The organism is Rubrimonas cliftonensis (assembly GCF_900107585.1).
Lineage (GTDB): Bacteria > Pseudomonadota > Alphaproteobacteria > Rhodobacterales > Rhodobacteraceae > Rubrimonas > Rubrimonas cliftonensis.
This window is the reverse complement of record NZ_FNQM01000006.1, coordinates 140,773-161,485: the sequence shown is the minus strand read 5'-3', so window position 1 is coordinate 161,485 and position 20,713 is coordinate 140,773. Positions and strand designations below refer to the sequence as shown.

Annotated in this window: 20 protein-coding genes, 1 tRNA gene, 1 pseudogene and 2 riboswitches; of the genes and pseudogenes, 12 read left to right on the top strand and 10 right to left on the bottom strand. The window is 73.0% G+C overall.

The features are described 5' to 3' along the window. Position 1: 1 nt before the first annotated feature. Complete coding sequence (locus tag BLW43_RS12010) at positions 2-367, bottom strand: hypothetical protein (RefSeq protein ID WP_093253700.1); 366 nt, start codon at positions 365-367, stop codon at positions 2-4. Positions 368-547: 180 nt separating this feature from the next. Between BLW43_RS12010 and BLW43_RS12005 the strand changes: the two genes are divergently transcribed. From BLW43_RS12005 to BLW43_RS11990, 4 genes are all read left to right on the top strand, one after another. Continuing rightward, positions 548-1,570, top strand: a complete 1,023-nt coding sequence (locus tag BLW43_RS12005; RefSeq protein ID WP_093253698.1) for an aspartate-semialdehyde dehydrogenase — start codon at positions 548-550, stop codon at positions 1,568-1,570. A 59-nt stretch (positions 1,571-1,629) separates the two neighbouring features. Then, positions 1,630-2,232, top strand: coding sequence for a pyridoxamine 5'-phosphate oxidase family protein (locus tag BLW43_RS12000; protein ID WP_093253695.1), 603 nt, complete (start codon positions 1,630-1,632; stop codon positions 2,230-2,232). 319 nt (positions 2,233-2,551) lie between these two features. Further along, complete coding sequence (phoB, locus tag BLW43_RS11995) at positions 2,552-3,259, top strand: phosphate regulon transcriptional regulator PhoB (RefSeq protein WP_093253692.1); 708 nt, start codon at positions 2,552-2,554, stop codon at positions 3,257-3,259. 59 nt (positions 3,260-3,318) lie between these two features. Further along, a tRNA-Leu gene (locus tag BLW43_RS11990) sits at positions 3,319-3,404 on the top strand. Positions 3,405-3,437: 33 nt separating this feature from the next. Here the strand turns inward: BLW43_RS11990 and BLW43_RS11985 are convergent. From BLW43_RS11985 to thiM, 8 genes and pseudogenes are all read right to left on the bottom strand, one after another. Continuing rightward, positions 3,438-4,454, bottom strand: a complete 1,017-nt coding sequence (locus tag BLW43_RS11985; protein ID WP_245731031.1) for a CobW family GTP-binding protein — start codon at positions 4,452-4,454, stop codon at positions 3,438-3,440. Between the two features lie 77 nt (positions 4,455-4,531). Then, complete coding sequence (locus BLW43_RS11980) at positions 4,532-4,852, bottom strand: hypothetical protein (protein WP_093253687.1); 321 nt, start codon at positions 4,850-4,852, stop codon at positions 4,532-4,534. Positions 4,853-4,875: 23 nt separating this feature from the next. After that, positions 4,876-5,757, bottom strand: a complete 882-nt coding sequence (locus BLW43_RS11975; protein WP_093253685.1) for a polysaccharide deacetylase family protein — start codon at positions 5,755-5,757, stop codon at positions 4,876-4,878. Positions 5,758-5,902: 145 nt separating this feature from the next. Then, a complete protein-coding gene (locus tag BLW43_RS11970) occupies positions 5,903-7,450 on the bottom strand; it encodes a sodium:solute symporter (protein WP_217632163.1) in 1,548 nt (515 codons plus the stop codon). A 271-nt stretch (positions 7,451-7,721) separates the two neighbouring features. Beyond that, positions 7,722-8,486: pseudogene (locus BLW43_RS11965) on the bottom strand (3-oxoacyl-ACP reductase). Beyond that, positions 8,483-9,286, bottom strand: coding sequence for a bifunctional hydroxymethylpyrimidine kinase/phosphomethylpyrimidine kinase (gene thiD / locus BLW43_RS11960; protein WP_093253907.1), 804 nt, complete (start codon positions 9,284-9,286; stop codon positions 8,483-8,485). Before thiD ends, BLW43_RS11965 begins: the two are co-directional and overlap by 4 nt. After that, on the bottom strand, positions 9,283-9,954 hold the full coding sequence (gene thiE, locus BLW43_RS11955) for a thiamine phosphate synthase (RefSeq protein ID WP_245731030.1): 672 nt from the start codon (positions 9,952-9,954) through the stop codon (positions 9,283-9,285). The genes thiD and thiE overlap by 4 nt, the downstream gene beginning before the upstream one ends. After that, the gene (gene thiM / locus BLW43_RS11950; RefSeq protein ID WP_093253677.1) at positions 9,951-10,751 is read right to left on the bottom strand and encodes a hydroxyethylthiazole kinase; all 801 of its coding nucleotides are present in this window, start codon (positions 10,749-10,751) and stop codon (positions 9,951-9,953) included. Before thiM ends, thiE begins: the two co-directional genes overlap by 4 nt. A gap of 71 nt (positions 10,752-10,822) precedes the next feature. After that, positions 10,823-10,921, bottom strand: a riboswitch (TPP riboswitch). A gap of 92 nt (positions 10,922-11,013) precedes the next feature. Further along, positions 11,014-11,118: riboswitch (TPP riboswitch) on the top strand. Between the two features lie 41 nt (positions 11,119-11,159). On the opposite strand from thiM, the gene thiB reads away from it, so the two are divergent. Genes thiB through BLW43_RS11935 form a run of 3 tightly spaced genes read left to right on the top strand, consistent with a single transcriptional unit; the run spans position 11,160 to position 14,517 of the window. Further along, the gene (thiB, locus tag BLW43_RS11945) at positions 11,160-12,218 is read left to right on the top strand and encodes a thiamine ABC transporter substrate binding subunit (RefSeq protein ID WP_093253906.1); all 1,059 of its coding nucleotides are present in this window, start codon (positions 11,160-11,162) and stop codon (positions 12,216-12,218) included. Beyond that, positions 12,194-13,804: an ABC transporter permease family protein gene (locus tag BLW43_RS11940; RefSeq protein ID WP_425441180.1), complete on the top strand. Its 1,611-nt coding sequence runs from the start codon at positions 12,194-12,196 to the stop codon at positions 13,802-13,804. The genes thiB and BLW43_RS11940 overlap by 25 nt, the downstream gene beginning before the upstream one ends. Beyond that, on the top strand, positions 13,801-14,517 hold the full coding sequence (locus BLW43_RS11935; protein WP_093253675.1) for a thiamine ABC transporter ATP-binding protein: 717 nt from the start codon (positions 13,801-13,803) through the stop codon (positions 14,515-14,517). Before BLW43_RS11940 ends, BLW43_RS11935 begins: the two co-directional genes overlap by 4 nt. Here BLW43_RS11935 and BLW43_RS11930 read toward each other — a convergent pair. Beyond that, a complete protein-coding gene (locus BLW43_RS11930; RefSeq protein WP_093253672.1) occupies positions 14,490-15,686 on the bottom strand; it encodes an ROK family transcriptional regulator in 1,197 nt (398 codons plus the stop codon). The genes BLW43_RS11935 and BLW43_RS11930 overlap by 28 nt on opposite strands. Before the next feature lie 178 nt (positions 15,687-15,864). On the opposite strand from BLW43_RS11930, the gene BLW43_RS11925 reads away from it, so the two are divergent. From BLW43_RS11925 to BLW43_RS11905, 5 genes are all read left to right on the top strand, one after another. Next, positions 15,865-16,893 carry a sugar ABC transporter substrate-binding protein gene (locus BLW43_RS11925; RefSeq protein WP_093253670.1) on the top strand — a complete coding sequence of 343 codons (1,029 nt, stop codon included), beginning with the start codon at positions 15,865-15,867 and terminating at the stop codon, positions 16,891-16,893. A 72-nt stretch (positions 16,894-16,965) separates the two neighbouring features. Continuing rightward, positions 16,966-18,249: an ABC transporter permease gene (locus tag BLW43_RS11920; protein WP_245731028.1), complete on the top strand. Its 1,284-nt coding sequence runs from the start codon at positions 16,966-16,968 to the stop codon at positions 18,247-18,249. Continuing rightward, positions 18,246-19,031: an ATP-binding cassette domain-containing protein gene (locus BLW43_RS11915; RefSeq protein ID WP_093253667.1), complete on the top strand. Its 786-nt coding sequence runs from the start codon at positions 18,246-18,248 to the stop codon at positions 19,029-19,031. The genes BLW43_RS11920 and BLW43_RS11915 overlap by 4 nt, the downstream gene beginning before the upstream one ends. Further along, on the top strand, positions 19,028-19,714 hold the full coding sequence (locus BLW43_RS11910; protein WP_093253664.1) for a D-lyxose/D-mannose family sugar isomerase: 687 nt from the start codon (positions 19,028-19,030) through the stop codon (positions 19,712-19,714). The genes BLW43_RS11915 and BLW43_RS11910 overlap by 4 nt, the downstream gene beginning before the upstream one ends. Next, the gene (locus BLW43_RS11905; protein ID WP_093253661.1) at positions 19,711-20,706 is read left to right on the top strand and encodes a carbohydrate kinase family protein; all 996 of its coding nucleotides are present in this window, start codon (positions 19,711-19,713) and stop codon (positions 20,704-20,706) included. Before BLW43_RS11910 ends, BLW43_RS11905 begins: the two co-directional genes overlap by 4 nt. Positions 20,707-20,713 lie beyond the last annotated feature (7 nt).

Below are 20,713 nucleotides of genomic sequence, written 5' to 3'. Positions count from 1 at the left end.
CTCAGCGCGGCACGTCCAGCGTCACGCCCTCGCCGCCCCAGCCGTGGACGCTGTCGCGCGCCTCGACCCGCACTCGGGCCACGCCTTCGGGAACGCGCACGCCCTCCAGCGAGCGGGTGAAGGGCTGCTCGTCGACATGGGGGTGGAACAGCGTCCGCACCCCCAGTTCGACGCCCTCGAGCGTCACGACGCGGAAGGCGTCGGCGTAATGGTCCCACCCCTCGTCGGCATGGGCCACGGTCGCGGAGACGCGGAAGCCGTCGCCCGAAGGCTCGATGCGCGCCGAGAGCACGTCGGCCTCGCCCGCGAAGGCGGGACAGGCGGCGAGGGCGAGCAGGGCGGCGGCATGGCGCATGTCATGGAGCATAGCCCGGATCGCCCGCGCGCGCACCCGCCCCGCGCGGCGGAGCGGGCTTCGCGGCCGGACGGGGCGGCCCGGCGCCGCGGATCAGGGCGCCCGGACGATTCGCCCCGGTCGCGCCGCGTCGCGCGCTTTCCCTCCGCCGCGCGGCGCGATAAGCGTCGCGCCCGCAGGGAGGCGTCAATCATGGGTTATCGCATCGCCGTCGCCGGAGCCACGGGCAACGTGGGCCGGGAAATGCTCAACATCCTCGCCGAGCGGGAGTTTCCCGCCGACGAGGTGATCGCGCTCGCGTCGCGCCGGTCGCTGGGCTCGGAGGTCAGCTACGGCGACAGGACGCTGAAGACGCGCGACATCGACGACTTCGACTTCACGGGCTGCGACATCGCCCTTTTCGCCATCGGCTCCGGCCCGACCAAGACCTACGCGCCGAAGGCCGCCGCCGCCGGCTGCGTGGTGATCGACAACTCGTCGCTCTACCGGATGGACCCCGACGTGCCGCTGATCGTGCCGGAGGTGAACCCCGACGCGGTGATGGGCTACGCGAAGAAGAACATCATCGCCAACCCCAACTGCTCGACCGCGCAGATGGTGGTGGCGCTGAAGCCGCTGCACGACCGCGCAACCATCCGCCGCGTCGTCGTGTCCACCTACCAGTCCACTTCCGGGGCCGGGAAGGAGGGCATGGACGAGCTGTGGCTCCAGACCAAGGGCCTGTTCGTGCCCGGGCAGGAGATGGCGCCGAAGAAGTTCACCAAGCAGATCGCCTTCAACGTCATCCCGCACATCGACGTCTTCATGGAGGACGGCTCCACAAAGGAGGAGTGGAAGATGGCGGCGGAGACGAAGAAGATCCTCGATCCAAGGGTGAAGATCACCGCGACCTGCGTGCGGGTGCCGGTGTTCGTCGGCCATTCCGAGGCCCTCAACATCGAGTTCGAGCAGCCGCTCGACGCCGACGAGGCCCGCGAGATCCTGCGCGAGGCGCCCGGCGTGCTGGTCGTCGACAAGCGCGAGGACGGCGGCTACACGACGCCGGTCGAGTGCGTCGGCGACTACGCCACCTTCGTCAGCCGCATCCGCGACGACAGCACTTGCGACAACACCATCAACCTCTGGTGCGTCAGCGACAACCTGCGGAAAGGCGCCGCGCTCAACGCGGTGCAGATCGCCGAGCTGCTGGGCCGACGGGTGCTGAAGAAGGGCTGAACCCCGCGCCGCCGCCCGCCCGGGCGACGGCGCATCCGAGGACGGAGGAGACGCGCGCCATGCAGTTCATCGACAGCGTGGAGGCGCTCCAGGCGCTCTACGGCGACCCCGTCCCCGCTGCACTGACCAAGGTGGCGCGCGAGATCACGCCGGCCTATCGCCGCTGGATCGAGGCGTCGCGCTTCCTCGTGATCGCCACGGTCGGCCCGGAGGGTGTGGACGCGAGCCCGCGCGGCGACAGCGAGCCGGTGGTGCGGATCGAGGGCGCGACGACGCTGCTGCTGCCCGACTGGCGCGGCAACAACCGCATCGACACGCTGCGCAACATCGTCCGCGACCCGCGCGTGAGCCTGATGTTCATGGTCCCCGGCAGCGATAACGTCGTCCGCGTGATCGGCGCGGCGCAGGTGACGGCGGACGACGGGACCACGGCGCTGTTCGAGCGCGACGGCCGGCGCCCGCGCACGGTCCTCGTCGTCACCGCCGCGGAACTCTACTTCCAGTGCGCCAAGGCGCTGATGCGCTCGCGGCTCTGGTCCTCGCCCGACGAAAGCGCGGGCCTGCCGACCGCCGGCCAGTTCCTCCGCGAGGCGACGCCCGGTTTCGACGGCGAAAGCTACGACAGCGGCTACCCCGCCCAGGCGCGCGAGAAGATGTGGTGACGGCGCGGCGACTGCGCTCCGCCGGCTTCGGCGACTTCGTCCTGCGCCGCCGAAACCGCGACGCCGCGGGCGGCTTGACCGGCCTGCGCGGCGACGGCAACTTCACGACTTGGGGCGCGCTCAAGGCTGGTCGGATCGCGGGTGATTCCCCGCGTCGCGCGCGGCGAGCCGGGAACCGCATGTCGCAACTTCCGAAGCGCGCCGCGGGTGTCGCAAATCAGTCACCGGACAGACGTAATTGCTTCGCACACATACCATAGTTCACCCTCGCGAAGGTTCCGCCCCTGCAGGCGGCTCGTTGCGGAGGGGGGCAAACCGAATGAGCGCACGCATTCTTGTGGTCGAGGATGAGGAGGCGCTGAGCGCGCTGCTCGACTACAACCTTCAGAAGGAGGGCTTCGCGGTCTCCATCTGCCAGGACGGCGAGGAAGCAATCCTTGCCGTCGCCGAGGAGAAGCCCGACCTCGTGCTGCTCGACTGGATGCTGCCCAAGGTCTCCGGCATCGAGGTCTGCCGCCAGATCCGCATCCGCGGCGACATGCGCGACCTGCCGATCATCATGCTGACGGCGCGCGGGGAGGAGGACGACCGCATCCGCGGGCTCGACACCGGCGCCGACGACTACCTCACCAAGCCCTTCTCGATGACCGAGCTTCTGGCGCGCGTGCGCGCCGTGCTGCGCCGCTCGCGACCGACCCTCTCCGGCGACGTGGCGACCTTCGGCGACATCATGCTCGACCGCGAGACCCGCCGCGTGCGCCGCGGCGACCGCGAGGTGCATCTGGGTCCGACCGAGTTCCGCCTGCTCGACTGCCTGCTCCAGCGCCCCGGCCGCGTGTTCAGCCGCGAGCAGCTGCTCGACCTCGTCTGGGGCCGCGACGTCTATGTGGAGGCCCGCACGGTGGACGTGCATGTGGGTCGGCTGCGAAAGGCGCTGAACCTGCGCGGCGAGCGCGACCCGATCCGCACGGTCCGCGCCTCCGGCTATGCGCTCGACGAGACCTACAGCGCCTCGACGAGCGTCTGAACGGCGGATGTTGCGCGAGGGCCGGCAAACCGGTTAGCTCTCGCGCAAAGGCCCCCGGCGCCCCGGTGGCGGAATGGTAGACGCATCTGACTCAAAATCAGACGCTCGAAAGGGCGTGCCGGTTCGAGTCCGGCCCGGGGCACCAGACCACGCCGAGCGCCGCTTCGGCCCCGCAGCCTCAGCCGACGCCGCGGCCTCCGCCCACGAAGCAGGCGAAGGAGCGGCGCACGGCCTGCGGGTCGATCCCCTCCACGATGAACACCAGCCGCGAGGCGCGCCGGCCGTCCGGCCACGCCGCCATGTGGGTCGGCGCATGGACGAGCCGCTGCACGCCGTGGACCGCGACCGGCGCATCCTCGCCGTCGATGGCGAGGATGCCCTTGACCCTCAGGATGCCGTCGCCGTGGCGGTTCAGCAGCATCGAGAGCCACACGCCGAAGGCCGTCCAGTCGACCGCGCCCTGCGGCTCGATGGCGAAGGCGACCGCGCCGACGCCGTGGGCGTGGGCGTGATCCGGCGCGACCGCGTCGCGCGGCGACGCGTCTGCGTCGGCGATCAGCCAGCCGGGCGCGCAGGCGGGGTCATGGGCGTCGCGCACCACGGCGGCGGGGTTCAGCGCGGCAAGCCGCGCGAGCAGCGCCGACGCGGCCTCGGGCGCCACGAGGTCGGACTTGGTGAGCACGATGCGGTCCGCCGCCGCCACCTGGCGCCGCAGCTCCGCGCGGTGCGCCAGCCCGGCCGCCCCGTTGACCGCATCGACCGTCGCGATGGTCGCGCCGATGCGGAAATGCTGGCTCGCGATCGGGTCGGCGCGCAGGGTGGAGAGGATCGGGAACGGGTCCGCCAGCCCCGTGCTCTCGATCACCAGCCGGTCGAACGCGGGTATCGCGCCGCTCTCGCGCCGGTCGAGCAGCCCGCGCACCGCGTCGGCCAGCTCGCCGCGGATGGTGCAGCACAGGCAGCCCGACTGCAGCAGCACGGTGGTCTCGTCGATGCGCTCCAGCAGGTCGTGGTCGAGGCCGACCTCGCCGAACTCGTTGATCAGCACCGCCGCGCCGGCGAGCGCGGGGTCGCTCAGCATCCGCCGCAGGAGCGTCGTCTTGCCCGAGCCGAGAAAGCCGGTCAGCAGATGCGCCGGCGTGAAGCGCGGCGGCGGCGCCGCCGGCTTGGGCGCCGCATCGACCGCCGCGCTCACGCCCGGCTCCGCGCCTGCGGCGCAAAGGGTCCGATCCGCGCCTGCGGCGCTCTGGGTCCGCTCCGCGCCTGCGGCGCTCATGGGCCGATCCGCGCCTGCAGCGCGGGATCGAGCGGGTCGAAGGGTCGGCCCGCCAGCGCCTCCGCGGTCGGCCACAGATGCGCCAGCGTCTCGATCACCTCGGTCCTGCCGGTGGCGGTCGAGAGCAGGTAGGCCCGCCCCTGCCAGTCGCTCAGGGTGAGGCGCCAGGCGGCGAGGATGCGGTTGGCGGCGCGGATGCGCCGGGCGCGCTCGGCCCGGCGCGCCCGCGGGTCGGCGTTGCGGGTGTAGACGCCGGGCCGCGCCACGGCGTCGGACCAGTGGTCCTCGACCCCCAGAACGCCGCAGAGCGCGCACATCGTCCCCGCCTCCCCTCGCGCCCTCAGCCCTTGCGGGGCGAGCGGCGGGCGAAATCGTCGGCCATCTCGTCCATGGTGACGAAGCGCACGCCCTCGTGGCCGCGGATGTAGTCCACCAGCCGCTCCAGCATCATCAGCACCTGCGGCCGGCCGGAGACGTCGGGGTGGATGGTCATCGGGAACACGGCGTAGTCCATCTCGCGATAGACCCAGTCGAACTGGTCCCGCCACATCTGCTCGATGTCGCGAGGGTTGACGAAGCCGTGGCTGTTGGGGGCCTTCTTGATGAACATCATCGGCGGCAGGTCGTCGAGATACCAGTTCGCCGGGATCTCGATGAGCCCCGTCTCATGGCCGCGCTCCAGCGGCTTCATCCAGTCGTCGGGCTGCGCGGCGTAGTCGATCTTGGTCCAGCGGTCGCCGACGCGCACATAATAGGGCGTGAAGTCGTCGTGCATCAGCGAGTGGTCGTACTTGACGCCCCGCTCCAGCAGCAGCTCGTTGGTGACGGTGGAGAACTCCCACCACGGCGCGACGTAGCCGGTGGGCCGGCGCCCCGAGAGCTTCTCGACGAGGTCGATGCACTTGTCGAGCACCGCCGTCTCCTGCGCCCGCGTCATGGCGATGGGGTTCTCGTGGGAGTAGCCGTGAACGCCGATCTCGTGGCCGGCGTCGGCCACCGCCTTCATCTGTTCGGGGAAGGTCTCGATGGAGTGGCCGGGAATGAACCATGTCGTGCGCAGGTCGAGCCGCTTGAACATCTTCAGCAGCCGCGGCGAGCCGACCTCGCCGGCGAACATGCCGCGCGAGATGTCGTCGGGCGAATCCTCGCCGCCATAGGAGCCGAGCCACCCGGCCACCGCGTCCACGTCCACGCCGAAGCCGCACAGGATCTCCTTGGCCATTCGCTGCCCCCCAAGTTCATCGGCGCGGCGTCTCGCGCGCCTCCGCCGCCATCAACGCATGATCGGCGGCCGATGCAACGCCCCATCGCCAAGCCGGCCCGTCGCAGCGCGGCGGCGCCCCTTCGTCGGGCGCCGGCGTGCGCGCTCACCAGAACGCGACGATCATGGCTGCGGTGAGCGCGAGGATGACGAAGCCCTGCACGCCCGGCCTCTTCCACAACGCCAGATCGTCCTCCGGCGACATGCCGGGCTCGAACGTCAGCCCATCGGTCTTGGCGTGCTCGGGGTAGCCCTCGTTCAGCGCCACGACGACGAAGACCAGCACGCTGAACGCCGTCATGAGGCCAACATTCACCGTGTAGTGCAGCGGCCACCAGCCGGCGTCGGTCGCGAGAAACAGCGCCAGCCCGACGATGTGACCCGAGACCAGCGTCCAGATCGCCGACTGACGCCCGCCCCGGTCCCAGAAGATGCCGAGCAGGAACACCGCGGCGACCGGCGGCACGAGGATCGAGAACGCCTGCTGCAGGTAGTTCCAGAGCCCGCCGAAACTGGCGATCTGCGGCGCCCAGACCGCCGCGACCAGCATCAGCGTCAGGGTCGTGATGCGCCCGAGGCGGCCGACCCGCTTCGGCTCGATCGGCGTCTCCGGCGCCTCCACGAAATCCTTGATCACCAGCGTCGAGGCGGAGTTCAGCGTGCTGTCGATGGACGACATGATCGCCGCGACGAGCCCCGCCAGCACCAGCCCCGTCAGCCCGACTGGCAGCATCTCCCTCACCAGCGTCGGAAACACCTCGTCGCCGTTCTCGATGTCGGGAAACAGGCCGATCGCCATGGCGCCGGGCAGCACCATGATGAACAGCGGCAGCAGCTTGAGCAGGCCGCCGAGGTTGGCGCCCCACTGCGCATGCCGCACCGAGCGCGCGCCAAGCACGCGCTGGGTGATGTACTGGTTCGTCGCCCAGTACCAGAAGCCCAGCACCGGCACGCCCACCAGCGTCCCCAGCCACGGCAGGCTGTCGTCGTCGAGCGGTCGGATCAGCGAGAGATGGCCCTCGGGGATCGCCGCCTTCGCCGCCTCCCAGCTGTAGCCGAACTGGCCGAACACGATGATCGTGAGGATGGTAGAACCCACGATCAGCACGACGGTCTGGATCACGTCGGTGTAGACCACCGCCGCAAGCCCGCCCGCGGCGGTGTAGAGCCCCGCCACCAGCGCCAGCGCGAAGCAGGTCTGCCACAGCACCAGGTCCGGGAAGAAAGTCTGGAGCACGACCGCGCCAGCGTAGATGCCGCCCGCCGTGTCGACGATGATCGTGAGCAGGATCGTGATCGCCGAGAAATACAGCCGCGCCCTGCGGTCGAAGCGCAGCTGCAGATACTCGGGGATCGTCGTGATCCGCGACTTCAGGAAGATCGGGATCACGAAGAAGCCCATGAACACGAGCACGACGCCCGCCATCCACTCGAAGTTCGAGACCGCGATGCCGCTGGTGTAGGCCGCGCCGGCGAGACCGATCAGCGTCGTGGACGAAATGTTGGAGGCGAAGAGCGAGCCGCCGATCTCGGGCCAGCTCAGCCGCCGCCCGGCGAGAAAAAGGTCGTCGCCGGTCTCGACGCCGCGGGCTACAAGGACGCCGATGGCGAGAACCGCCGCAAAGTAGAAAAGGATAACCGCAAGGTCGATCAAACCGATTCCGGATCCGGCCAAAATTCCTACTCCCTTTCAAGAGCGCCGACGCGTCGCTTCAGGACGGGCGGCCTCTTCATGCGGCGTTCGATGCGCCGCTTTTCGCGCCGGCGGCCTGGCGCCCCCGTGCGCGGTCGGGCGGTCGGGACAGGCCGGAAGGGCACCGGCTCCACCCGCCGCGGCAGGTGAACGCAAGAGCGTCCACGAGCGGGAACGCGCTCGGCGGCGGAGCGTTCCGCCCTCGGTCGAGGGGCGCCGCGGGCGCGGCGCTTCAGCCGAAGGTGAGGCCGCAGTCCACCGTGAGCTCCTGACCCGTCACCGCGCGCGCCCACGGGCTCGCGAAGAACAGCGCGGCATCGGCCACGTCCTGCGGCGCCGCCACCCTGCCCAGCGCCGAGGACGCCGCCACGAGATCGAATACGGCCTCGGGCGTCGCGGCGCTCGCGTCGGTCGTGCGCAGCAGGCCGCCGGAAACCATGTTCGCCGTGACGCCGGCAGGGCCGAGCTCCTTCGCCGCCGTCCGCGTGAAGGCCAGAAGCGCGGCCTTGGCGGCCACATAGTCGTGGTAGGGCACGACGGGGTTGCGAAAGAGATTGGTGCCGATGGTCACGATCCGGCCGAAGCCCGCCCGCCGCATCGCCGGCGCGCAGGCCGCGACCAGCGCCAGCGCGCCGCCCACCGCGACATGCGCCTGCGCCGCGACGTCCTCCCAGGCCAGCGTCTCCAGCGTCGCCCGCGCTTAGCCGTTGAAACTGAAGTCCGCGAGCGCGTTGTGGACGAGCGTGGTCGGCGGCCCGAACGTCGCCGCGGTCTCCGCGACCATCGCCGCGACGGCGGCCGGGTCGGTCACGTCGGCGCGGACGGCCCGCGCGCGCGGGCCGAGCCGCTCCGCCAGCGCCGCAGCCGCGGCGCCGCTGCGCCGCCAGTTCAACACCACCGCCGCGCCCTCCCGCGCGAAGGCGGCCGCGACGGCGGCGCCCAGCCCGCACCCGGCGCCGGAAATGATGACGACCTGCTCGGCGAGGGGAAGGCTCACGGCGCGCTCCAGACTGCATGGAAGTGATGGGTCGGGCCGTGGCCTGAGCCGACGCCCAGCCGGTCGGCCGCGGCGATGGCGCCGGCGACATAGGCCTTGGCGGCGGCGACGGCCTCGGCGAGCGCGCGGCCCTTGGCCAGTTCGGCAGCCAGCGCGGCGGAGAGCGTGCAGCCGGAGCCGTGGGTGTTGCGCGTCACGCGCCGGACCCCCTCGAACCAGATGAGCCCGTCGCGCGCAACCAGCGCGTCGGGGCTTTCCGGCCCGTCGAGGTGCCCGCCCTTGATCAGCACCGCCTGCGCTCCGAGGTCGAGCAGCGCCCGGGCCTGCTCGGCCATCGCGGCGCGGTCGCGCGCGACGGGCGCGCCCAGCAGCGCCGCGGCCTCCGCAAGGTTTGGCGTCACGACGGTCGCAAGCGGCAGGAGACGCGACGCCAGCGTGGCCGAGGCGTCCTCGGCGAGCAGCCGCGCCCCGCCCTTGGCGACCATGACGGGGTCGAGCGTCACCGGCCCGCGATAGGTCGCCAGCGCTTCGGCCACGGCGGCGGCCACGCCCGTGTTCGCGACCACGCCGATCTTGACCGCGTCAACGCGGATGTCCTCGAGCACCGCGGCGATCTGGGCCGCGACGAAGTCGGGCGGCGCGACATGCGCGCCAGTCACCCCGCGCGTGTTCTGCGCAGTGAGGGCCGTGATCGCGGCCATGCCGTAGACGCCAAGCGCGGAGAACGTCTTGAGGTCGGCCTGCACGCCGGCCCCGCCGGACGGGTCGGAGCCGGCGACGCTGAGCGCGGTCGCGATCATGCGGAGGCCCTCCCCGCTTGCCGTCGCGCCGCGCACCAGGCCTCGGCCAGCGCCCGCGCCGCCGCCTCCGGGTCCGGCGCCGCGCAGACGGCGGAGACGACCGCGAGGCCGGCGCAGCCCGCCCGCGCCGCGTCGGGCGCATGGCGCGCGTTCAGGCCGCCGATGGCCACGGCGGGCGTGCGACTCGCCGCGACCAGTCGCGCGAGCCCGTCGAAGCCGACCGGCGGCCTGTGATCCGGCTTGGTCGGCGTCGCGAACACCGGGCCCGCGCCCACATGGTCGACCAGCGCCGGGTCCGCCGCGCGCGCCGCCGCCTCGGTCTCCACCGACAGGCCCAGCAGCATCTGCGGCCCGATCAGCGCGCGCGCCTGCGCCGGGGCCATGTCGTCCTGACCGACGTGCAGCCCGTCCGCCCCGACCTCGGCGGCGAGCGCCGCGTCGTCGTTCACGACGAACAGCGCGCCGGAGCCCGCCAGCGCGGCCCTCAGCGCGAAGGCCGAGGCGCGGCGGCGGGCCGCGTCCGCCTTGTCGCGCAGCTGGATCATGGTCGCGCCGCCGCGCGCCGCCGCCAGCGCCGTCTCGACCAGCCCGCGCCCGGCGCAGAGATCCGGGTCGAGCACGACGTAGACGGACAGTTCCGCTGACCCGAGCCTCCTGCCTCGCATCATGCGCCCTCCCGCACGGCGGCGGCGAGCGCGCCTGCGTCGGCGGCGGGGTCGAGGCCCGCCAGCGCGTCCAGAAAAAGCGGCGCGAAGCTGCCTGGCCCCGAGGCTTCGCGCGCCGCGCGGGCGCCGGCGAGCCCGTAGTACGCCAGCGCCGCCGCCGTCGCCTCGAGCGGGGGTCTGCCGGTCGCGAGGAATGCGCCCACCATCGCCGACAGCGCGCAGCCCAGCGCCGTGACCCGCGTCATCAGCTTGTCGCCGCCCGAGACGCGCAGATCGCGACGGCCGTCGGTCACGAAATCCTCGGGGCCGGTGACGGCGACCACGCCGCCGGTCGCGCGCGCCAGCCGCCGCGCGGCGTCCTCCGCCGCGGCGACGGCGTCGCCGGCGTCGGGCCCGCGCCCGGCGCTTGCCCCGCCCGCCAGCGCCAGCACCTCCGAGGCGTTGCCGCGGACCGCCGTGGGCTTCAGCGCCAGCAGCCGCGCCGCGAGCTCGCCGCGCCACGGGCTGGCGTAGACCGCGACGGGGTCGAGCACCCAGGGCGCGCCCCGCGCCGCCGCCGCGCCGGCCGCCGCCGCCATCCCCTCCGCCCAGCGCGGCGAGGGCGTGCCGATGTTGATGGAGACGGCCGCGGCGACCGTCGCGAAGTCGCCGGCCTCCTCCACCGCATGCGCCATCGCCGGCGCCGCGCCGGCGGCGAGCAGGGCGTTGGCGGTCGGCTCCATGGCGACGAAATTCGTCACGCAGTGCACAAGCGGCGCCGCGGCCCGCATCGCGCCCAGATGGTCTGCACAGTCGATCATCGCGCCTCGCTTCGCCGGAAAAGGACGGCGCGCGGCGCGCAGAGGCTTGGGGGAGGATCATCCCGCAGGACCAGTGCGCCCGAGCGACTCCCTCCGCCGGCATTACCCGGTTCAGGTTCGAAGGGTGCGTCTCAGCCCGCGGAAGCCCGCAAGCGCCCCTGTCTCTCGCGGTGGAACGGAACACGGGCGGCGGCGCGTTGCAAGGGAGCGGGGTGCTCGCGGCGGGCGGGGCCTTGCGCCAAGACGCGCCGCTGCTACCGTCGGCTCCGCCTCGGGGCGCCCGCAAGGGCTGAGACGTCGCGCAAGCGGCGGACCCGCAGAACCTGACCCGGATCATGCCGGCGGAGGGAAGGCGACGCGGCCGGTCAGGCGCCGCGCCCTTCTCCGCCGCCGCAGGAGGAGACGCCGATGACGCCGCCGTTCGTTTCGAAAACCGTATCGCGCGCCGCCGCGCCGGCCGGTTTCGCGCTGACCTGCGCCGCGCTGACCTTCGCCGGCCCGGCCGCGGCGCAGGAGAAGCCGGTCCTCACCGTGTACACCTATGACAGCTTTGTAACCGAGTACGGCCCCGGCCCCGCCGTCGAGCCGGCCTTCGAGGCGGTCTGCGGCTGCGACCTGCGGCTCGTGGCGGCCGGCGACGGCGCGGCCATTCTCGGCCGGCTGAAGCTGGAGGGCGCGCGCTCGGAGGCCGACGTCGCGCTCGGGCTCGACGCGAACCTCATCCCCGCCGCCGTCGCCTCGGGCCTCTTCGCGCCGCACGGTCTGGCCCCGGCGGCGCTGGCTGAGGGCCGGCTTGCGCTGCCCGTGCGCTGGGCCGACCCGATCTTCCTGCCCTATGACTGGGGCTGGTTCGCCTTCGTGCATGACGAGACGCGCCTGCCCGAGCCGCCGACGAGCTTCGCAGACCTGCTCGACGCGCCTGAGGACGTCACCCTCATCCTGCAGGATCCGCGGACCTCGACGCCCGGCCTCGGCCTCGCGCTGTGGGTGCAGGCGCTCTACGGCGACGGGGCCGCGGACGTCTGGGAGCGGCTGGCGCCCCGCGTCGTGACCGTCACAAAGGGCTGGTGGGAGGCGTATTCCGCCTTCCTCGACGGCGAGGCCGCGATGGCGCTGAGCTACACCACCTCGCCGGCCTACCATGTCGCGGTCGAGGGCGACGCGACCAAGCGCGCCGCGATCTTCGAGGAGGGCCACCCGATGCAGATCGAGGTCGCGGGGCGGCTGGCGGCGAGCGGTCAGCCCGCGCTCGCAGAGCGCTTCCTCGGCTTCATGCTGGAGGAGGCGTTCCAGTCGGCCATTCCGGAGACCAACTGGATGTATCCGGCGGTGACGCCCGAGGGCGGGCTGCCTGCGGCGTTCGAGGGCCTGCCGATGCCGCCGACCACGCTCGGCACGCCGCAGGGCGCAGGCGACGCGGAGCGCGAGGCGGCCGTCGCCGCCTGGCGCGAGGGGCTCAGCCGCTGAGCGGGGCGGCCCTTCCCGCGCCCGACGCGCCGCTGCGCCCGGCCGTCGCGCTGGCGGGCTGGGCGGCGCTGGCGCTGATCGCGGCGTTCTCGCTGGGCGCCGCCGCGCTCGTCGCCGCGGCGGCCGACCGCGCCGGCGCGCTGTCAGCCGCCGACTGGCGCGCGGCGCGGTTCACCGTGACGCAGGCGGCGCTCTCGGCGGCGCTGTCGGTCGCCTTCGCGCTGCCGGTCGCGCGGGCGCTCTCGCGCCGCCGCTTTCCGGGCAGGGCGGCGATGGTCGGCCTGATGGGCGCGCCGTTCCTGCTGCCGGTCGTCGTGGCGATCCTCGGCGTCACCGCCGTCTGGGGGCGCGCCGGCTGGGTCAGCGACGGGCTGGCGGCGCTGGGCCTGCCGCGGCTCGACATATACGGGATGCCGGGCGTGCTGCTGGCGCATGTGTTCTTCAACCTGCCGCTCGCCGCGCGGCTGCTGCTGCAGGCCTACGCCGAGATCCCCGCGGAGCGCTGGCGGGCGGCGGCGCAACTCGGCCTCGAGGGCCGCGCGCTCTGGCGCGCCGTGGAATGGCCGGCCCTGCGCGGCGCGGCGCCGGGGGCGCTGGCGGCGATCTTCGCGGTCTGCGCGACGAGCTTCGCCGTGGCGCTGACGCTCGGCGGCGGCCCGCGCGCCACGACGCTGGAGCTGGCGATCTACGAGGCCGCGGCCTATTCCTTCGACCTCTCCCGCGCCGCACTGCTGGCGCTGCTGCAACTCGCCGTCTGCGCCGGCGGCGCGCTGGCGGCGCTCGCGCTCGCCGGTCCGCTCGCCGCCGCGCCGGGCCTGTCGCGCGAGGCCGTGCGGTGGGACGGCGGCGGCCGCGGCGCGCGGGCGCTCGACGCGGCGGCGCTGACGCTGGCCGCGCTCTTTCTCGGCGCGCCGCTGGCGGCGGTGGCGCTGAAGGGGCTCGCCGGGCTCGGGGCCGTCGCGCCCGCGACCTGGGCGAGCATCGGCGAGGCCGCCGCCCGCAGCCTCGTCGTCGCGGTGGCCTCGGCGGCGATGGCGCTGGCGCTGGCCCTGCCGCTCTCGGCCTTCGCCGCCGCGCTCTCGGGCGCGCGGGGGCGGCTGGCGGAGGCGGCCGGGCTGGCGCCGCTGGCCGTCTCGCCCTTCGTGCTCGGCGTCGCCCTTTTCGTCGCGCTGCGCCCTATCGCCGACCCCGCCGCGCTCGCGCTGCCACTGACGGCGCTGGTCAACGCCGTGATGGCGGCGCCCTATGCGGTGCGGATGCTGACCCCGCCCCTGCGCGCGGCGCTGGCCGACCATGGCCGGCTCGCCGACAGCCTGGGGCTCGGCGGCCGGACACGCGCGCGCGCACTTTACCTTGCGCGGCTGCGCGGGCCGCTGGGCTTCTCGGCGGGCGTCGCGGCGGCGCTCTCGGCGGGCGATCTCGGCGTGATCGCGCTGTTCTCGGCCCCCGAGGCTCCGACCCTGCCGCTGCTGATGCACCTGCTCGCGACCAGCCGCCAGCTCGACGCCGCCGCCGGGGCGGCGCTGCTGCTGCTTGGCTTGAGCTTCGGCCTTTTTGTCGTCTTCGACCGGCTGGGGCGCGCATGATCGCCCTGCGCGACGCGACCGTGACGGCGGGCGGCTTCGCCCTGCGCGTCGATCTCGACGTCCCGAACGGCGCGTTCTGCGCGGTGATCGGACCCTCGGGCGGGGGAAAGTCGACGCTGCTGCTCGGCCTTGCGGGCTTTCTGCCGATCGCGGGAACCGCGGAGATCGACGGCCGCCCCGTCGCCGCCCTGCCCCCGGCGGAGCGCCCCGTGACGCTGCTCTTTCAGGAGAACAACCTCTTTCCCGCGCTGAGCCTGGAGCAGAACGTCGGCCTCGGCCTGCGCCCCTCGCTGAGCCTGAGCCGGGCGGAGCGGGCGCGCGTGGCCGAGGCGCTGGCGCGGGTGGGCCTCGAAGGGCTGGGCCCGCGGCGGCCCGACATGCTTTCAGGCGGCCAGCGCCAGCGCGCGGCGCTCGCGCGCGCGCTGCTGCGCGAACGCCCGGTCCTCCTGCTCGACGAGCCCTTCGCGGCGCTCGGCCCCGGCCAGCGGGCGGAGATGCTGGCGCTGACCCGCGACACCGCGCGGCGCGCCGGCGCGACGACCCTGATGGTCACCCATGCGCCGCAGGAGGCGCGCGCGGCCGACTTCGCCGCGTTCTGCGAAGCGGTCGGGCCGGACGCCGGGCGGATCGACGGCGCGCGCCCCGCGCACGACCTCTTCGCCGATCCGCCGCCGGCGCTGGCGGCCTATCTCGGCGTCGCGAGCTCCGGCTGAGCGGCCTCCGTCTGGCGGGCCGCCCCGCGCAGCACGAGGTCGGGGTCCGGCGCGAACTTGGCCTGAAGCGGCAGGATCGCCGCGCCCAGCACGCGCGCCCGGGCCCCGATGCCGCCCCGGCTCAGCGCGAAGGGCGAGAGCCCGCTGAGGTTCATGGCGTCCAGCGCCGCCTGCGTGGCCTCGACCACCTGCGTCAGCCAGGGCGGCGACAGCCAGCCGTCCATGACCACGATCTCCACGTCCACCACGCTCGCGGCGGAGGCGATGGCGCGGGCGAGCGCGTCGGCGGCCGCGTCGCGCCACTGCGAGAACACCCCATCGGCCGCGGTCGGCGGCGCCGGCGCGGCGGCGCTCTCGGGGTCGAGCCCCGCCGCCTCCAGCGCCCGCATCAGAAACAGCGGCGAGGCCGCGTGGATGAGCTGCCGACCGCGCTCGGCCATCGGCATCGACCCCAGAGCGCCGGCGTTGTCCTGCGCGCCGCCGTAGAGCCGGCCGTCGAGCACCAGCCCGCCGCCGACGAAGGCGCCGAGGTAGAGGTAGAGCGCCGAGCGCCGCCCGATCGCCTCTCCCAGCGCCAGCTCGGCCGCACAGGCCGCCGTCGCGTCGTTGCAGAGCGTCGCCTCAAGCCCCGTGGCGGCGGCGAGCGCGGCGGCGGGGTCGGCCTCGCGCCAGTCGTCGAGCGCCCCGCGCGCAAGGCCCATCTCCTCCGCCCAGAGGTGGATGTGGCCCGGCATCGCGACGCCCAGGCCAGCCATGCGCGCGGCCGGCGCCTGCGCCGTCACGGCGCGGACGAGCGCGGCGGCGGTCTCCAGCGTGGGCGCCGCGAGGGGCGCGCGATGGCAGCTGACGCGATGGGCGACGACGCTCGCCGTGAAATCCACCAGCACCGCCTCGACGCTGCTGCGCCCGATCTTGACGCCGACCGAATAGGCACCGGCGGGGTTGAGCGCGATCGGCGTCTGCGGCTGGCCGATCTGGCCGCGCAGCTTCGGCCGCTTCTCCAGCACGCGCTCGGCGAGAAGCCGGTTCACGATGACCGAGGCGGCCTGCGCGCTGAGGCCGGTCGCGCGCGCGATCTCGGCCTTGGAAAGCGCGCCGGACTGGCGGATCGCGCCGATGATCAGCCGCTCGTTATAGGCGCGCAATCCGGCGCCGTCTCCCCCGCGCATCCCTCGACCTCCTGCCCGACATGCCGATGATGCGCGCCCCGACTTAAAAAGGCAAATTGATTTAATTATTGACGAATCATTAACCGAGAGCGTTCTCTGCACCAGGGCGCGGCCTCACGCCCGCCCCGGACGCGCCAGAGACGCGCGCCGAAGGTCCAACCCCCGGGAGGGAGCCTCCATGATGTCGCTGAAAACCCGTCTGCTCGGCTGCGCGCTCGTCGCCGCCGCCGCGCTCGCCAGCCAGCCCGCCGCCGCGCAGGACAAGGTGCTGGTCGGCCTCGTCACCAAGACCTTCACCAACCCGTTCTTCGTGAAGATGCGCGAGGGCGCCGAAGCGAAGGCCGAGGAGATGGGCGCCGAGCTGCGCAGCTTCGCCGGCGCCTATGACGGCGACACCGGCGCGCAGATCGAGGGCATCGAGAGCCTGATCGCCGCCGGCGCCAAGGGCATCATGATCGTCGCCTCCGACCCGCAGGCGCTGACCGACAGCATCGCCCGCGCGCGCGACGCCGGCATCCTCGTGATCGCGCTCGACACGCCCTTCGACCCCGCCGACGCGGTGGACGCCACCTTCGCGACCGACAACTTCCTCGCCGGCGAACTGATCGGGAAGTGGGCCGCGGCGACCATGGGCGACACGGCGTCGGCCAAGATCGCCACGCTCGACCTCAACGAGAGCCAGGTGCCGGTGGACGTGCTGCGCAACCAGGGCTTCCTGCGGGGCTTCGGCGTCGACGTGAAGAACGTCAAGGTCATGTACGACGAGGACGACCCCCGCATCGTCGGTGGCCAGCCGACGCTCGGCGCCGAGGAGGGCGGCCGCACCGCGATGGAGACGCTGTTCCAGCGCGACCCCGGCATCAACGTCGTCCACACCATCAACGAGCCCGCCGCCGCCGGCGCCTTCGAGGCGCTGAAGGCCTTCGGCAAGGCCGACGACGTGCTCATCGTCTCGGTGGACGGCGGCTGCCCCGGCGTTCAGAACGTGCGCGACGGCGTGATCGGCGCGACCTCCATGCAGTTCCCGCTGCTGATGGCCTCGCTCGGCGTCGAGGCGGTCGTGCGCTACGCGAAGACCGGCGAGAAGCCGCAGAACACCGAAGGGCTCGACTTCTTCAACACCGGCGTCGAACTGGTGACCGACGACCCCGTGGAAGGCGTGCCCTCGATCACCTCGGAGGAAGCCCTGACGAAGTGCTGGGGCTGACCGCGCCCTGACCCTCGAGGAGGGCGGTGCGCCGCCCTCCTCCAAGCCGCCAGAACCGTCGGGAGAGACGCCATGACAGACGCTCCAGCCGCCGCGGGCGCAGCATCGGGCCCAGCATCGGGCCCGGGCCCGGCGTCCGGCCGAACGCCGCAGGACTACGAGACCGCCGCCTCGCGCGAGAGCGCGGTCGCCGCCTTCGACGTGAAGGCGAAGTCGCCGCTCGACCATTTCCAGCATTTCCTGCACGCCAACCCCACGGCCGCGCCGATCATGGTGCTGGCGCTGAGCGTCGCCGTCTTCGCCGCCACGGCCAACAACTTCCTCACCGCCTTCAACCTCTCGCTGATCATCCAGCAGGTGACGGTGATCGGGCTGCTGGGCGCGGCGCAGACGCTCATCATCCTGACCGCCGGCATCGATCTCAGCGTCGCGGCGATCATGGTGCTCAGCTACATGATCATGGCGCGGCTCGGGGTGGAGGGCGGCGCGCCGGACGTCGTCGCGGTGCTGATCGGCCTTGGCGCAGGCCTCGCCTGCGGCCTCTTCAACGGCGCGCTGGTGACGCGGATGCGCGTGGTTCCCGTGATCGTCACCGCAGCCGCGACCGTCGCGCTGCTGACGCTGGCGGGGCTTTCGGTGATCTGGGCGGCGCCGGTCGGCATCCTGCTCGGGCTCGCGGCCGGCGGCGCGGCGATGTCGGGGAAGCTCCCCGCGGGACCGTCGATGCAGTTCCGCCTGCCGCCCTTCATCGCCACGCTCGGCGCCTGGTCGATCTTCGCCGCGCTGAGCCTGTGGTACTCCGGCGGGCAGACCGTGCGCAGCCAGAGCATCGACGCCGAGGCCTCGCTGCTCAAGGTGTTCGGCCTGCGAGTCGAGATCCTCGGCGCGCAGTTCACCTATGGCAGCTTCCTGATGGTGCTGGTGTTCGCGGGGCTCTGGTACGTCCTGAACTGGACCGGCTGGGGCCGCGCCGTCTACGCCATAGGCGACGACAAGGAGGCCGCGGAGCTTTCCGGCATCCGCACCGACCGGGTGCTGCTCTCGGTCTACGCCGTCTCCGGCACGCTCTGCGCGCTGGCCGGCTGGGCCGCCATCGGCCGCGTCGGCTCCGCCTCGCCGCAGAGCTTCGCGGAGGGCAACCTGGACGCGATCACCGCCGTGGTGATCGGCGGCACCTCGCTCTTCGGCGGGCGCGGCGCCGTGTTCGGCACGCTGTTCGGCGCGCTGATCGTCGGCGTGTTCCGCTCAGGGCTCTCGCTTTCGGGCTTCGACCCGCTGTGGCAGAGCTTCGCGGTGGGTCTGCTCATCATCGTCGCCGTCGCGCTCGACCAGTGGATCAGGAGGGTCTCCGCATGACCGATGACGTCACCCCCGTCGTCAGGGGCCGCGGCCTCGTGAAGCGCTACGGCCGCGTCACCGCCATCGACCACGCCGATTTCGACCTCATGCCCGGCGAGATCCTCGCCGTCATCGGCGACAACGGCGCCGGAAAATCGTCCCTCATCAAGGCCATCGCCGGCGCGGTGCAGCTCGACGAGGGCGTGATCGAGATCGACGGCGTCCCCACGCGGTTCCGCAGCCCCATAGAGGCGCGCAACGCCGGCATCGAGACGGTCTATCAGAACCTCGCGCTGTCGCCGGCGCTCTCGATCGCCGACAACATGTTCCTCGGCCGCGAGGTCTACAAGTCCGGCTTCATGGGCAAATACCTGCGGATGCTCGACAAGAAGCACATGCGGGACTTCGCGCGCGCCAAGCTCACCGAACTGGGCCTGATGACGGTGCAGAGCATCAACCAGGCGGTCGAGACGCTGTCGGGCGGCCAGCGCCAGGGCGTCGCCGTGGCCCGCGCCGCGGCCTTCGCGAAGCGCTTCGTCATCATGGACGAGCCCACCGCCGCGCTGGGGGTGAAGGAGAGCCGCCGGGTGCTCGAACTGATCAAGGACGTGCGCGACCGCGGCTTGCCTATCGTGCTGATATCCCACAACATGCCGCATGTCTTCGAGGTGGCGGACCGCATCCACATCCACCGCCTTGGCAAGCGGGCCTGCGTCATCAGGCCGGGGGATTTCACGATGTCGGACGCCGTCGCGATCATGACCGGCGCGATGCAGCCGCCGGAAGCGGCCGCAGCGTGAAGCGGTCAAGGATCGAAGCGGCGGTGACGGCGGCGCGCGAGGCGTTCTCGCGCGTAGGCTTCGCCCTGCCGCCCTTCGCTGACTGGACCGACGCGCAGTGGCGCGCTGCGGGCGACTGCCACGCCGCGCGCGCCGGCCTCGGCTGGGACGTGACCGACTATGGCGGCGGCGCCTTCGAGGCGCTGGGCCTGACGCTGTTCACGCTGCGCAACGGCCTCGCCGGCGAGCTGCGCGCCGGCCGCGGCTTCTGCTACGCGGAGAAGCTGATGCTGGTCGGCGACGGCCAGCTCGCGCCGATGCACCGCCACCGCTCCAAGGTCGAGGACATCATCGTGCGCGCCGGCGCGACGCTGGCGCTCGAACTCTGGCCCGGCGGCGAGGCGGGCCCGAGGCGCGGCGAGCCGGTGGAGGCCCTGAGCGACGGCCGCCCGCGCCGGACGGACCCCGACGGTATGCTGCGCCTGCGCCCCGGCGAAAGCGTGACGCTGACGCCCGACATCTGGCACGCCTTCCACGGCGAAGGCGGCGCGGTGGTCGTCGGCGAGGTCTCCAGCGTCAACGACGACTGGGCGGACAACCAGTTCGAGCGCGAGATCCCGCGCTTTCCCACCGTGGAGGAGGACGCGCCGCGGACGACGGCGCTGGTGGGCGAGCGGATGCAGACGGCGGAGAAGACGGCATGACGTTCCTGGTGTGCGGCGAGGCGCTCTACGACGTGTTCGTGGATGCGGAGACCGACAGCGGCTTCGCGCTCGACGCGCGGGTGGGCGGGTCGGCCTTCAACGTGGCCATCGGCCTCGCGAGGCTCGGCCAGCCCGTCGCCATGGTGACAGGGGTGGCGACCGACGCTCTGGGCCAGAAGCTCGCGAGGACGCTGGCGGCGGAGGGCGTGGACACGACGCACCTTGCGCTCAAATCCGCCAAGACGACGCTGGCGCTGGTGACGCTGGGCGGCGACGGCGGCGCGCGCTACGCCTTCTACGCGGACGGGGCGGCGGACCGGCTTGTGAAGCCGGAGGATCTGCCGGCCCTCGACGACGACATCCGGGGCGTGCTGTTCGGCTGCTTCTCGCTGCTGACGCAGCCCACCGGCGACAGCTTCCTCGACTATGCAAAGCAGGCCAGGGGCGGGCCGCTGGTGACGCTCGACCCCAACATCCGCGCCACGGTCGAGCCGGACATGGGCCGCTGGCGCAGTCGCGTGGAGGCCTTCGCCGCCCACGCCGACCTCATCAAGGTCAGCCTTGAGGATCTCGCACTGCTCTATCCCGGCGTCAGCCCCGCGGCGCTCGCGCGGCGCTGGCTGACCGGCGGCGCACGGCTCGTCGTCGTGACGCGCGGCAGGCAGGGCGCGAGCGCCTGGACCGACGAGATCAACGTCGAGGCCGCGCCGCCGCGCGCGGAGGTGGTCGACACGGTCGGCGCCGGCGACAGCTTCCTCGCCGCGCTCGTCACGGCGCTCGCGGAAGCCGGCCTCGCCAGCCGCGAGGGGCTGACCGGCCTTGACGCGGGCCCGCTGGGGCGGGCGATGCAGTTCGCCGTGCAGGCGGCCGCGCTCACCTGCGAGAAGCGCGGCGCGGACCTGCCGATGCGCGCGCAGCTTCCCGAAGCGCCGAAGCAACCCGCCGCGCCGGCCTCCGGGCCGGACGGCGCCGCGCATTCGTCCCAGAACTGAGGAGAGG